At 60.4% G+C, this 14,305-nt stretch carries 9 protein-coding genes; 7 read left to right on the top strand and 2 right to left on the bottom strand.

The genetic code is table 11. The features are described from left to right. Nucleotides 1-2 precede the first annotated feature (2 nt). Both pdxR and CFE47_RS01840 read left to right on the top strand, forming a co-directional pair. Nucleotides 3-1,436, top strand: coding sequence for a MocR-like pyridoxine biosynthesis transcription factor PdxR (pdxR, locus tag CFE47_RS01845; protein WP_286835232.1), 1,434 nt, complete (start codon nucleotides 3-5; stop codon nucleotides 1,434-1,436). A gap of 84 nt (nucleotides 1,437-1,520) precedes the next feature. After that, on the top strand, nucleotides 1,521-1,922 hold the full coding sequence (locus CFE47_RS01840; protein ID WP_286835231.1) for a cupin domain-containing protein: 402 nt from the start codon (nucleotides 1,521-1,523) through the stop codon (nucleotides 1,920-1,922). Between the two features lie 249 nt (nucleotides 1,923-2,171). Here CFE47_RS01840 and CFE47_RS01835 read toward each other — a convergent pair whose 3' ends face one another. Further along, entirely contained in the window at nucleotides 2,172-2,801 is a 630-nt protein-coding gene (locus CFE47_RS01835; RefSeq protein ID WP_286835230.1) for a DNA-3-methyladenine glycosylase I, read from the bottom strand. Between the two features lie 216 nt (nucleotides 2,802-3,017). Between CFE47_RS01835 and CFE47_RS01830 the strand changes: the two genes are divergently transcribed. The 3 genes from CFE47_RS01830 to CFE47_RS01820 all read left to right on the top strand — a co-directional run bounded on the left by CFE47_RS01830 (nucleotide 3,018) and on the right by CFE47_RS01820 (nucleotide 5,919). Further along, a complete protein-coding gene (locus tag CFE47_RS01830; protein WP_185706310.1) occupies nucleotides 3,018-4,343 on the top strand; it encodes a C4-dicarboxylate transporter DctA in 1,326 nt (441 codons plus the stop codon). Between the two features lie 170 nt (nucleotides 4,344-4,513). Then, nucleotides 4,514-5,215, top strand: coding sequence for a FadR/GntR family transcriptional regulator (locus tag CFE47_RS01825; RefSeq protein ID WP_286835229.1), 702 nt, complete (start codon nucleotides 4,514-4,516; stop codon nucleotides 5,213-5,215). A gap of 17 nt (nucleotides 5,216-5,232) precedes the next feature. Beyond that, nucleotides 5,233-5,919 carry a GntR family transcriptional regulator gene (locus CFE47_RS01820; protein ID WP_286835228.1) on the top strand — a complete coding sequence of 229 codons (687 nt, stop codon included), beginning with the start codon at nucleotides 5,233-5,235 and terminating at the stop codon, nucleotides 5,917-5,919. 190 nt (nucleotides 5,920-6,109) lie between these two features. Here the strand turns inward: CFE47_RS01820 and CFE47_RS01815 are convergent, their stop codons facing one another. Next, nucleotides 6,110-10,969, bottom strand: a complete 4,860-nt coding sequence (locus tag CFE47_RS01815) for an NAD-glutamate dehydrogenase (protein ID WP_286835227.1) — start codon at nucleotides 10,967-10,969, stop codon at nucleotides 6,110-6,112. A gap of 480 nt (nucleotides 10,970-11,449) precedes the next feature. Between CFE47_RS01815 and CFE47_RS01810 the strand changes: the two genes are divergently transcribed. Together CFE47_RS01810 and CFE47_RS01805 are read left to right on the top strand one after the other, a co-directional pair. After that, the gene (locus CFE47_RS01810; RefSeq protein ID WP_286835226.1) at nucleotides 11,450-11,803 is read left to right on the top strand and encodes a hypothetical protein; all 354 of its coding nucleotides are present in this window, start codon (nucleotides 11,450-11,452) and stop codon (nucleotides 11,801-11,803) included. 120 nt (nucleotides 11,804-11,923) lie between these two features. Further along, complete coding sequence (locus CFE47_RS01805; protein WP_286835225.1) at nucleotides 11,924-14,296, top strand: S8 family peptidase; 2,373 nt, start codon at nucleotides 11,924-11,926, stop codon at nucleotides 14,294-14,296. Nucleotides 14,297-14,305: the final 9 nt, after the last annotated feature.

Raw genomic sequence — 14,305 nt, 5'->3', positions numbered from 1 at the left:
ACATGGAACTGCACGTTGTGATCAACGGCCGCAAGGACCTGGCCGAACAGTTGTATCAGCAACTGCGTGAAGCCATCAGCAGCGGGCGGCTGGCCGCCGGCGCGCAACTGCCACCCAGCCGTTTGCTGGCGGAGCAACTGGGCGTGTCGCGCAAGACGGTGTCCGACACCTACGCCACCCTCACCTATGAAGGCTTGTTGGTGGGCAAGACCGGCCGGGGCACCTTCGTCAACGCCCGCACAGCGCAGTCAGAACGCCTGCAAACCGCCACCGACCTGGCTTGCGCCGCCAACCTGGCACAGTGGGCGTCGCTGCCCTCACCAATGCGCCATCCCACCCGCGACAGCACCCTGCGCTACGAATTTATTGGTGGTGCCACCAGCCGCAACCAATTCCCTGCGGATGAATGGCGGCGCTGCACCCAGGACGCGTTGCGGCGCATCGCTCAGGACAGCGGTTTCTACAGCCAGCCCGAAGGGTTGCCGACGCTGCGCAGTGCCATCGCCGGGCATATCGCTTTCTCACGCGGGGTCAAATGCCGAGACAGCGACATCGTGGTCACCAACGGCGCGCAGCAAGCCCTGGACCTGATCGCCCGCGTGGTGCTGGAACCGGGCAGCATTGTTGCCATGGAAGACCCCGGCTACAGCCCCGCACGCCAATTATTCGTGGCGATGGGCGCGCGGGTCGCCAGCGTACCGGTGGATGAACACGGCATTCAGGTCGACCAGATCCCCGAGGGCACGCGGTTGATCTACGTGACGCCGTCGCACCAGTTCCCGCTGGGCATGCCGATGAGCCTGCCACGACGTGAAGCCCTGTTGGCCCGCGCGTTCGAACTGGGGGCGATCGTCATTGAAGACGACTACGACAGTGAATTCCGCTACGAAGGCCGCCCCACCGATTCCCTGCAAAGCATGGACACTCGCGGCGTGGTGACCTACGTCGGCACCTTCTCCAAAACCCTGCTACCCGAGCTGCGCCTGGGCTACGCGGTGCTGCCACCGGCGATCCATGGCGCGGTGCTCAAGGCCAAACAACTCACCGACCAGCACAGCTCCACCCTGCCGCAATGGGCACTGGCCAAGTTCATCAGCGAGGGCTACCTGCTCAAGCACATCCGCCGCTGTCACACGGTGTACGCCGGACGCCGCGAGCGCATCCTGCAACGGCTGGCCGGCGACCTGTCGCCGTGGTTCGAAGCGGTGCCCACCGTGGCCGGGTTCCATATGGCTGCGCTGTGTAAGGTGGCGGTGAATATCCCGTTGCTGATGGAGCTGGCGCGCCAGGTGGAGGTGGGTTTGTACCCGCTGGATGTGTTCTTCCATGACGCGCCGGTCCGGCCTGGCTTGATCATCGGCTTCGGTGCGATCGAAACCCTGGACATCGACCCGGCCCTAGACAAGGTGCGCAACATTCTCCAGCAGATTGGCTAGGCGGTTTTCCGGCGGATTGGTCATTGGTCACCTGCCGCCTCGGGCGTAGGGTAATGAGGTCTCGAACTACTCGGAAACTACGCCATGAAACGTTTGCTCGCCGCCTCCCTGATGCTCGCCTCCCTCAGCGCCTTTGCCCACGAGCCTGTCTACAACCAGGAATCGATCAAGGTGCTGCAAGAACATGCGCTGACCAATGTACCCGGCAAGAAAACCATCATGCTGACCGTGGACTACGCACCCGGTCAGGCCACTGTTCCCCATAGCCACACGGGTACTGCCGTGGCGTATGTGCTGGAAGGTTCGATCACCTCGCGGGTGAATGATGAGCAGGCCAAAACCTACAAAGTCGGCGAGACCTTCTACGAACCCGCAGGGTCGCGACACTTCGAATCGAGCAATGCCAGCCAGACAAAACCGGCCAAATTGCTGGTGGTGATGGTATTGGATGACAAGGCCGAGGTGCTCACGCCCCTGCCAAAGTAACCCGCTACACAGCGGGACAAATGTGGGAGCTGGCTTGCCTGCGATAGCGCTGGGTCAGCTGAAATATCTAGCGCAACTGTAGTGAGCGGGCTTGCCCCGCGCTGGGCTGCGAAGCGGCCCTGATCAAGCCTCAGATACAGCGAGGTGCCATGGTTTGGGGCGGCTTCGCCACCCAGCGCGGGACAAGCCCGCTCACTACAGAATGGTGTAGATGCTCAAGCCAGCTCCCACAGTTTCAAGCGTATTCATTCAGGGACGTTTGAACTGGCTGCGTAGACGCTCAATCTGCGACCGGCAAACACACCCTTCCAGGTGATCATTGACCATCCCCATCGCCTGCATCAACGCGTACATCGTGGTCGGGCCCACGTACGTCCAGCCGCGTTTCTTCAAGGCTTTCGACAACCGCATCGACGCCGGCGACGTGGGATTGCCCGTCCAATAAGCCATGTCCACCATCGCCGGGCGTTCTTCGTCGGCTGGCTCAAACGCCCACAACCAGCGCGCCAGCGAGCCGGTTTCGTCCACCAACTCACACGCTCTGCGCGCATTGTTGATAGCGGAGACGATTTTCGCCCGATTGCGCACGATGCCGGGGTCTTGCATCAACCGCTCGATATCCGCCTCGCCGTACTGCGCGACCCGCCGAAAATCAAAACCCTCGAACGCCACCCGAAACTGCTCGCGCTTGCGCAGGATGGTGATCCACGCCATGCCCGCCTGAAAGCCTTCCAGGCAGATCTTCTCGTACAGCTGGATGTCATCCGCCACCGGCACGCCCCATTCATGGTCGTGGTAACGCGGGTACTCCGGCGCGGCGGTACGCCAGGTGCAGTGTGTGAGCCCTGTGGCGTCGGTGGTCAGCCCTGGTTTGTCCATCCTTCACCTCATATGCCGAGCGGCGGATGATAAGCCAAATATTTTCAAGCCCCCAACCGCTCAAGCTCCGCCCTCGCCGACCAACTGGTCAGACCGGGACCGGTCAACCCTTGAATTTTTACTTGTGATTTCAAAAAAACCCGGCGTAGACTGGCCCCGCACTGGACTTACCGGTATGACCACAACAATTAAGCCCTGGAACCACCAGGGCACCGAATAGAGATCCCTCCCATGCTCAGATGGTGCTCGCGTTCGATTTTCCTGCAAGTCGTGATTGGTCTGATGCTCGGCATCATCTGCGGCCTGGCCCTTCCCGAATTCTCCTCGCAACTCAAACCCCTGGGTGACGGCTTCATAAAGCTGATCAAAATGCTGATTGGCCTGATCGTGTTCTGCGTGGTGGTCAGCGGTATCTCTGGCGCCGGCGACCTGAAAAAGGTCGGGCGCATCGGGCTCAAGTCGGTGATCTACTTTGAAGTACTCACCACCGTCGCCCTGGTGATCGGCCTGATCATGGCCTTCAGCACGGGTATCGGCCAAGGCGCCAACATCCACCTGGAACAACTGTCGTCCGCCGGCCTCAATGAATTGGCCGACAAGGGCCAGCACATCCGCGGCACGAGCCAGTTCCTGATGGACCTGATCCCCAATTCGGTGATCGGCGCGTTTGCCGACAACAACGTGCTGCAAGTGTTGCTGTTTTCGGTACTGTTCGGCAGCGCGCTGAACCTGGTCGGCGAAGCAGCGTCCGGGATCTCGCGACTGATCAACGAGCTGAGCCATGTGATCTTCCGCATCATGGGCATGATCGTGCGCCTGGCGCCGATCGGCGTGTTTGGTGCAATCGCCTTCACCACCAGCACCTACGGCCTGGATTCGCTGCAACACCTGGGCAGCCTGGTGGGCTTGTTCTACCTGACCTGCTTTGCGTTTGTCGGGATCATCCTTGGCCTGGTAATGCGCCTGTCCGGCCTGCGCATGTTGCCGCTGCTCAAGTACCTGCGTGAAGAACTGCTGATTGTGATGGGCACTGCCTCCTCCGACGCCGTGCTGCCACAGATCATGCGTAAACTCGAACACCTGGGCATCGGCAGCTCCACCGTGGGCCTGGTGATTCCGACGGGGTATTCGTTCAACCTCGACGGTTTTTCCATCTACCTGACCCTCGCCATTGTGTTTATCGCCAACGCCACCGGCACGCCGCTGTCGATGACCGACTTGCTAACCATCCTGCTGGTCTCGCTGATTACCTCCAAGGGCGCCCACGGGATTCCGGGGTCGGCACTGGTGATCCTGGCGGCGACACTCACTGCGATCCCGGCGATTCCGGTGGTAGGTCTGGTGCTGGTGCTGGCGGTGGATTGGTTCATGGGCATCGGTCGTGCGCTGACTAACCTGATCGGCAACTGCGTGGCCACTGTGGCGATTGCACGTTGGGAAAAAGACATTGATATCCAGCGCGCCAACAAGGTGCTGGACGGTCAGCAAGGCTATGCCTTCCAGGCCAAGAAGCCGGTGTTGCCGGCGCATCAGGAGTTCTGATGCGTTCCTGAGCACAACACTTATCAATGTGGGAGCTGGCTTGCCTGCGATAGCGGTGGATCAGCAATGAAGATGTTGGCTGACAGTCCGCCATCGCAGGCAAGCCAGCTCCCACAGGGAATTGTCGCTGGATTAACTATTGTGTTTGCAACTTACAAGGAGGCGTAGACGTGATCAGCACCTCAACCGTCGTCAATTCAGTGGTAGAAAAACTACGCGCCGCCTTGGCGCGTGGCCAATGGCGCCGAGGCGAAATGCTCCCCGGCCAACGTGAGCTGGCCGAACAGATGGGCATCAGCCGCCCGAGCCTGCGCGAAGCGGTCATCGTGCTGGAAACCCTCGGCCTGGTACGTTCCATGCCCGGCAAAGGCGTGGTGGTGCTGGAAACCAGCATCAGCGAACCACAATCCGCCGATGCCGTCGCCGACGCCAGCCTGGAAGACATCCTGCAACTGCGCTACACCCTCGAACCGTTCATTGTCGGCCTGGTGGCGCAGTCCATCAGCAGCAAGGAAGTCGGCCAACTGCGCCTGACGCTCATGGACATGCGCGAAGCCCTCGATGCTGAAGACGCCGAAGCCGGCATGAACGCCTACATCGACTTCCACGAAGAACTGTTCGCGCTGACGTCCAACCCGATCTTCCAGAACGTGGTGCAACAAACCAGCAATGCCCTCAAGCAGAGCGCCCAGGTGCTGCGCAATTCGCCGGAACACCTGGCCGAACGCCTGCGGGAAAACGAGGCCGTGGTGCGCGCCATCCGCAACAAAAACAGCGCCCTGGCCAGTGCCGAAATGCGTCGGCACATCCTCCAGGAAGGCCTGCGCATGGGCATTCGCTTGAACATCCCGGATGACCATCTGGGTAGCTGATTTATTGGAGACCGGCCATGACTGCTTACGCGTTGCAACGCGACCCTATCTTCCCTGCCCTGCGCTTGATCGCCGGTAAAAAGCCGTCGGTGGATGACATCTACCCGCGCCTGTTCGACGCCATTCTGGAACAACGCATTGCCCCCGCCAGTCGTTTTACCGAAGAGAGCCTGGGCGATACCTTTGGTGTGAGCCGCAGCGTGATCCGCCGGGTGCTGGCCAAACTGTCCCACCAACAAGTGGTCATCCTGCGCCCCAATCAACGCGCCCAGGTCGCAGCGCCGGATGCGCAGCAAACCCGGCAGATCCTCGAAGCCCGACGCCTGACGGAAATCACCGTGGTGCAGTTGGCCTGCGTGCATGCCACGCCGACTCAGGTGCGCCAGCTACGCGAGTTGATTGCCCGCGAACGTGAATGCATCGAAAAGGATCAACGTGGACCCGCGATTCGCCTATCCGGGGAGTTCCATTTGCAGCTGGCAGCCATGGCGCGGAACGCACCGTTGGCGCAATTTCTGAACAGCCTGGTGCCGCTGACCTCGCTGGTCATCGCTCAATTCGAAGCGAATGCGTACAGCTACTGCGCATGGCAGGAACACGGGGCGATTGTCGATGCAGTGGAGCAGCGCGATGCCACGACTGCGGTAGCGCTGATGACTCAACACCTGGACCATCTGGAATCCAAATTACTCAAACACCACTGAACCCAAGGAAGATGGAGATGCAAATGTGGGAGCTGGCTTGCCTGCGATAGCGGTGGGTCAGCTAAAAATTGATCCACTGATATACCGCTATCGCAGGCAAGCCAGCTCCCACAATGATCGTATTCCAGATAACCAAAAAGCCCCCGTATCTCGCGATACGGGGGCTTTTTGTTTACTCAAGGAAAGCCGGTTACACCACCGACTGACCGCTCAACGCCAGGTCCAGCAACTCACGGTTTGCCACCGCGTACATGGCGTAGTCCGTGCCGACCGCAGCACGAATTTCCACCATCATCGCCACCCAACGATCGGCCATGTCCTTGTGCTGCTCAAGCCACAGGGCCACGCGGGCTTCCATGTCTTGGGGCGCGTCGGCCATTTGCAGTACCGAAATGGTGATTGCTCGCTGCTGCCAGTCCACATCGTCGCGGAACGCTTCGCGGGCCTGGGCCTGCCAGTTGTTGGCCACTGGCAGATCGCTGATCTGCTGCAGGTAGCACGGCAAGTCCAGGGCGCTACCGACGGCGAAGTAGGCCTTGGCCACTTCGGCGGCGTCGTGCCCGGTCACGTCGGCGGCTTCGATGATCGGCAGCAAGGTGTACAGGTGAGTGGTACCTGCAACCATGCGGGCCAACAGCTCAGGCACACCGGCTTCGGTGTATTTGCCGTAGCGGTTCTGCCAGCCTTCGCGGGTAGGGCCTTCCAGCAGTTCGTCGAGCTTGAGGCCCAGCGCTGCCAGGTGCGGACCGAAGTGCGCAGTGTCGCGACCAGCGTCCTGCTCGTTGCGACGGCTGCGCAGGAACCAGCGTGTAGCACGGCGGCCCAGGCGCATCAGCTCGTCCATCAGCTCCAGTTGCACGTCAGCGGAAACCTGGTGGTCCAGGGCTTCGATCTGGCGGAACCAGTGCGGGAGATGGAAGATGTCACGCACGATCACATAAGCGCCCGCCACGTTCGCCGGGCTCATGCCGGTCGACTCTTTGAGTCGTTGAACGAAGGTGATACCCATGTGGTTGACCAGGTCGTTGGCGATCTGGGTGCTGACGATCTCGCGCTTCAGGCGGTGACGGCGCATGGCCTCGCCGAACTTGGCGACCAGGCTCGGCGGGAACGCGGTCTCCATGTCACGGGTCAGGTAGTCGTCATCCGGCACCAAGGACTTGAGCAACGCTTCCTTGAGGTCGATCTTGCTGTACGAGATCAGCACCGACAGCTCTGGACGGGTCAGGCCCTTGCCCGTCGCGGCGCGCTCGACGAGCTGCTCCTCGGTCGGCAGGTACTCGATGGCGCGGTCCAGCTTGCCACGGCCTTCCAGGTCGCTCATCAGGCGCTTGTACTCGGCAGCACGCTCGTAGGCACGACGCGCCGCCAGGGACAGGGCCTGGGTCTGCTTGTAGTTGTTGCCCAACACCAGGTTGCCGACTTCGTCGGTCATGCTCGCCAGCAACTGGTTGCGTTGCTTGTCGGTCATGTCACCGGCCTGCACCACTTCGTTGAGCAGGATCTTGATGTTCACTTCGTGGTCGGAGCAGTCCACGCCACCGGCGTTATCAATGAAGTCGGTGTTGGAGCCGCCGCCATTGAGGCCGAATTCCACACGACCCAGTTGGGTCATGCCGAGGTTACCGCCCTCGCCCACCACCTTGCAGCGCAACTCGTTGCCGTTGACGCGCAATGCGTCGTTGGCCTTGTCGCCCACGTCGGCGTGGCTTTCAGTGCTGGCCTTGACGTAAGTACCGATACCGCCGTTCCACAACAGGTCTACCGGCGCCTTGAGCAAGGCATTCAGCAGTTCGGTCGGGGTCAGCTTGTCGGCCGAGATGTCGAAACGCTCTTTCATCTGTGGCGAGATGGCAATGCTCTTCGCGCTGCGCGAGAAGATACCGCCGCCTTCGGACATGATGCTGGTGTCGTAGTCGGTCCAGGCCGAACGCGGCAGCTCGAACATGCGCTGGCGCTCGACGAAGCTGGTGGCCGGGTTCGGGTTCGGGTCGATGAAGATATGCAGGTGGTTGAACGCTGCGACCAGTTGCAGCTTGTCAGACATCAACAGGCCGTTACCGAACACGTCACCGGCCATATCGCCGACGCCCACCACGGTGATGCTGTCTTCCTGCACATTGATGCCGCGCTCACGGAAGTGACGCTGCACGCCGACCCACGCGCCTTTGGCGGTGATGCCCATTTTCTTGTGGTCGTAACCGGCGGAACCACCGGAGGCGAACGCATCACCCAGCCAGAAGCCGTAGTCGATGGCGATGCCGTTGGCGATGTCGGAGAAGGTCGCAGTGCCCTTGTCCGCTGCTACCACCAGGTACGGGTCATCGTCGTCATGACGCACGACGTTGGCCGGTGGCACCAGGGCACCGTCTTTCAGGTTGTCGGTGATGTCCAGCAGGCCGGAAATGAAGATGCGGTAGCAGGCGATGCCCTCGGCCGCGATCTCGTCACGGCTGCCGCCCAGTGGCAGGCGACGCGGCAGGAAGCCGCCCTTCGCACCGACTGGCACGATGACCGAGTTCTTCACTTGCTGGGCTTTTACCAGGCCGAGCACTTCAGTACGGAAGTCTTCTTCACGGTCGGACCAGCGCAAGCCGCCACGGGCCACGTTGCCAAAGCGCAGGTGCACACCTTCAACCCGCGGCGAGTACACGAAGATTTCAAACTTCGGCACTGGCTTAGGCAGTTCAGGAATGGCGCGCGGGTCGAACTTGAAGCTGAAGTAGGACTTGTTCTGGCCGTTGGCGTCAGTCTGGTAGAAGTTGGTACGCAGGGTGGCCTTGATCAGGTCCAGGTAGCGACGCAGGATGCGGTCTTCGTTGAGCACCTGAACGTCGTCCAGGGCGGTGAGGATCGCTTGTTCCAGGCGTTGCTGCTTGTCTTCCAGGTCGTCGGCGGTGAGCTTGCGCGCCAGGTAGAAGCGGGTCTTGAACAACCGGGTCAACTCGCGAGCGATGTCGGTGTGGTTGTTCAGGGTGCTGGCGATGTAACCCAGGTCGAAGCCCAGGCGGATCTGCTTCAGGTAGCGGGCGTAAGCACGCAGCAAAGCCACGTCGCGCCACGGCAAGCCCGCCGTCAGCACCAGGCGGTTGAACGCATCGTTCTCGGCGTCGCCATGCACGATGTGCACGAACGCGTCCTGCAGGGTGTCGTTGAGCTGCTGGATATCCAGGTTCACGCCTTCGGCGGCGATAAACGCAAAGTCATGGATCCAGAACTCACGGCCATTGGCGTGACGCAGGCGGTACGGGAACTCACCCAGCACGCGCAGGCCCAGGTTTTCCAGGATCGGCAGCACGTCGGACAGCGCCAGCGGGGTGTCAGCGTGGTAGAGCTTGCAATGCAGCTCACGCTGACCGGAGACCTGGCCCAGCGGCTGGTAGAAGCTCATCACCAGCGGGTTGGCTTCGGTCAGGCTGTTGAGGTGCTGCATGTCGACCACGGCCGAATGCGCAGCAAAACGCTCGCGGTAACCCGCCGGGAAGCCTTTCGGGAAATCCGCCAGCACGTTGGTGCCTTGGGCTTCGCCGAAGCTTTCCACGACCAGACTGGAGTAGTCGTCCTGCCAGCTGCGGCAGGCCTGCACTACTTCTTTTTCCAGTTGCAGCGGGTCGATGTCGAGGCGGTTCTTTGGGTCAACCCGCAGAATCAGCTGCACACGGGCCAGCACGGATTCGGAGAAGAAGGTCCAGAACTCGCAATCCGAGGCTTTCAGGCGATCCATCAGCACTTGCTGGATCTTCTGGCGCACTTCGGTGGAATAGATGTCACGCGGCACGTAGGCCAGGCAGTAGCAGAAACGACCGTACGGGTCTTTGCGCAGGAACACGCGAATCTTGTTGCGCTCCTGGATCTGCACGATCGACATCACGGTGCTGAACAGTTCGTCAACCGGGGTTTGGAACAGGTCGTCACGCGGCAGCACTTCAACGACTTGCGCCAGTTCCTTGCCGAGGTGAGCCTTGGCCTGGAAGCCCGAACGGCGTTCGATTTCCGCGACCTTGCGACGGATATAAGGAATGACCCGCACGCTTTCGCCGTACACCGACGAGGTGTAGAGGCCCATAAAGCGGTGTTCCTTGATGACCTTGCCGTCGGCGCTGATCTCACGGATCGACACATAGTCCGGGTAAGCCGGACGGTGTACACGACTCGGGTGTGCGGCCTTGGCGAACGACAGCACAGTAGGCTCGCGCAGGTAAGCCACGGCGTAGTCTTCGATGCGCGTGTCTTCGGCAGTCAGGCCGGCACGCAGCAACTTGGTCAGACCGAGGAAGGAGTTGGTGTCATATTCGATATGACCGCCGTCCGCCTCGTCACGTACCACGAATTCTTCATAGCCGAGGAAGGTGAAGTGGTTGCCCACCAGCCACTCCAGGAAGCTCTTGATCTCGGCCTTTTCTTCGCCATCAATCGCGAACTGGCTAGCGTCGACACCGGCCAACAGGTCCTGGACCTTGGCTTTCATCGGTTCGAAATCGGCCACGGCCACGCGCACTTCGCCCAATACCTGCTCAAGCTCTTTGCTCAGCACGTTCAGTTCGGCGGCGTTGGCGCAGCGGTCGATTTCCAGGTACATCAGCGATTCTTGCTGGATGCCTTCGCCCTGGGTGCCTTTTGGCAGGATTTCCAGCAGCTCGCCCTTGGCTCCACGGCGTACGCTGAGCACGGTGGTTTGCAGGGTATGAATGCTGTAGCCACGGCGGTTCAGCTCGGTACGCACCGAGTCCACCAGAAATGGCAGGTCATGGTGCAGCACTTCGACCGCGGTGTGGGTCGACTGCCAGCCATGACGTTCGTAATCGGGGTTGTACACCCGTACTTGCGGTTGGGTGTGGTCAAAGCGCTCAAGCAGGCGCCACGCAGAGAGGGTGCAACCGGCCAGGTCGGAAAGGCGACGCTGGGTCAGTTCGTCCAGGGAAATGATGCCGAAGAATTGTTCAGCGAACAGCGCCACTTGTGGCAGTGCCTGTTCACTGATGTGCTGCGCCAGTGCCGCTTGCAGTTGATGCTGGAAGTCGGCCTTGCTGGCTGCGGTGAAGAACGCCATCTGTGGTACTCCGCTTGGGCTTGTTATTGATGAAAGCGTCGCGTGTTATCCCCTTGCGGGGAGACCGTCAGCTCTGTTCGCAGGTTAACCATAGCGAATCGGAGTGACAGGTGGGTGAAGCTGCACAAGACACTCAGGTCACATACAACGCCCACAAGATGCGCACCCTGCCGGGTGACGGTACGACGGGCAGGTCAGGCGCCCGGCTCATGCACATCCGTTGCGCAGCTTAACGAGTGTAGGAAGACAGCTGCTTGCGACGCTGCGACATATTCGGTCATCGGTACGCAGGCTTGGAGTTGCGACTCTGGCAACCCGATATTTTCGGCAGAAAAACCCGCTGTTTTAGCCGTCATTAGTACCGGAAATGACTGATACAGCCCGTCAAGTCATGCCCTGTGTCTGACACAGGATGCAGCACAAAATTCGCCGCAGTGGCACAATTGCCCGCATTACGCCCTACCCCAGACAGGATTCCCCATGCTGCAACTGAAAACCGACGCCCTGATGGTCACCCCATGCGACGACGAAGAAGACAACATGGCCATGCTCTGCTGCCACGGTAAAAACGGCGAAATGTTCATGCTCACCCGGTACCCGGATGAAGAGGAAGTGGAACTGACCTGGGACTACGAGCCATCGACCCTGGACGGGCTGAAAGTCACCCTGAGTGACGCGACCCTGCTGGTGGAACTGGCTGCCGGGGACGCGGACGCGTTGGGCGGCAAGGATCAGCTTGAGATCACCCACACCACCGCCGCCTCGGACCTGCCCGAAGTCGAAGAAACCCTGCAAAACATCCTCAAAGGCACCGGTACTTACATCCGCGCCTGAATTCAGGGCACCTGACCGTTCGTCCGCACTGTTATTTCTAACAGTATCGAGAACATCTGATTGAGTCTTTGCTGACTGATAAGTAAGGCCAGCAACAGGGTCAATCACTCAGGTGCCAACATGAAACCGATGAGCCAATGCTTGAACATCGCGTTTTGCTGGGCTGCTTTATTGCCTTTATCAACGCTGGCAGCCCCCTCCGGCTATACAACGCTCAACATTTTGCTCAAGCCCGGGACGGGCAGTAACGGCCTCAACAACACTGCGCCGCTGAACAACCTCAGGCGGCTCGCGCCTACTCTTCAACCCTTGCTTCCAGCGTCTATCGCACGCACCCCTGCGGACACCCAGGCATTGCAACGCCACCGCCTGGACCGTTACTACACCGTTGATATTCGCCCGATGAGCCTGGCACAGGCACAAGCATTGGCCGCTCAACTAAAAGCCGACCCCAGCGTTGAGGACGTTCAACTTGAACCTGTTGTCGATGGCATGCATGGCGACAACGGCCTGGCCATTGGGCTGGCGAGCACCCCAAGCATTCCTGACTATACGGGTCGGCAAACTTACCTCCTCGGCCAAGCGCCGGTAGCCCCGTATAGGATCGGCGGTATCAACGCCGTGGAGGCCTGGAAAATACCGGGTGGCAAAGGCCAAAACATGCAGGTCGTTTCCTCGGAAGTCGATCACTGGTCCTTTAGCCACCTGGACCTACCCAAACCTTACTTGGAAATCCAGCACCCAACCAACCCGGCATTGGTGGGCTCCCATGACACCGCAAGCGCCGGTATTATCGCCTCGCGAGAAAATGGTTTCGGAACAACGGGAATCGCGCAAGCTACCGAACTCGGTTTCATGGACTGGGGTCAAGATCGGCTGATCCAATTAGCCGAGCGTTTACACGCGGGTAACGTCGTCCAAATTGGCGTGCATTATCTCTACCCCGCAATCCCCCAAGTTGGATGTGCGACGGACTGTTACATGCCGGTTGAGTACAACGCTGTCGTACGCGACACCATTGCTTATATGACCGAAGAAAAAGGCATTCACGTGGTATTGGCGGCCGCCAACGGCAACATCAATCTCGACGCGGCTTACTTCAATGGCTTTTTTGACCGCCAGAAATTCGACTCCGGTGGTATTTACGCAGGGGCGGTCGACCCCAAGTCCGGGCTCAGAGCGGGCTATTCCGAATACGGTAGCCGTGTTGACCTATTCAGTTGGGGCGAGAACGTCACGACCACTAGCTATACCAAAAACAACCCGGACAGTGCCTACACCCACACGTTCAGCGGCACCTCTTCAGCCAACCCGATCATTGCGGGCGTGGTCGCTTCTCTGCAAGGCGTAGCACTTGCCCATGACCTGGGCCCGATTCCGCCCAAGGAACTACGCGCCATCCTGGTGACCACCGGCTACCCGCAGATCAACGGCAACCGTACCGAAATTGGCGTACAACCCGACCTGGACGCGGCCATCAGAAAAATGCTGGCCGACCATGCTGGAAAGCCGCCGACCGGGCGCCTGGCAATTCCTGACGAGGCGCCATCCGCCGGCACCTTCAGCAACCATGTCTATGCCGAATCATCGGCAGGCAAGCCGCTGTTCTATCGTTGGAATACCGCGGGCTTTACTCCCGCCACAGGACACGATGCGTCACTGTCACTCACTGCACCCGCCGTGAACACGGACACTGTGATGCCGGTTTCTGTGGACGTGTCCGATGGCACGCATACCATCACGCTGACCGAAAGCGTGATCATCAAGGCACCGCCCATCACCGCCACGCTGACGGCGCCGGAAGCGGCGGGCTCGGGCGATTCGGTCCCCGTACGCGTTGACGCGCGCAGCTCAACAGGCAAGCCATTAAGTTACACATGGGCAAGTTCGGCTTCACTGTTGGGATCCCCGGGCAACACGCCACAGGCCACCTATACCGCTGCGCCGGTGACCAGTGAGGTGCGGGCGACGGTCAATGTGCGCGTCAGCGATGGGCGCGACTTCCTGCAAACCCCCACCCAAGTCATCACCATTCGCCCACGCCAGGCAACCCCACCGCCCGAAGCCAGGATCACCGGCGCCAATACCGCAGAGGTTGGCAAGACACTGGCGTTGTCCGCCAGCACCTCCAGCGGTAGCGGCCTGCGCTATGCCTGGACGGCACCGGACTTTATCCCGGCTACATCGACACAGGTTGCTCCAGGCTTCACTGCGCCCCCGGCTGTGGGCCCGCGCAGCATCACGCTGAGGATCACGGATGCCACCCATCGCGAGGCAACGGCCACTCACATAGTCAATGTCACCGCTCCCGCGCCGGGCAACTGCGGCACTATACCGGCGTGGGATCCGGCCAAAACCTATGCAGTCTTCGCCGAGCAAGTGGCCTACAACGGTAAGGTCTACAAGCAGAATTTCTACAACATCAACAAGCCACCCGACGTCAACTCGGCCGAATGGGGTAAGGAATGGCATTTGGGCGTGCCCTGTCCTTAGTCCTCAAAA

Origin of the sequence: Pseudomonas sp. PGPPP1 (assembly GCF_002255865.1) — a bacterium.
GTDB lineage: Bacteria > Pseudomonadota > Gammaproteobacteria > Pseudomonadales > Pseudomonadaceae > Aquipseudomonas > Aquipseudomonas cremoris.
Note: the sequence above shows the minus strand (reverse complement) of the source record. Positions and strands in the feature narration are given on the sequence as shown.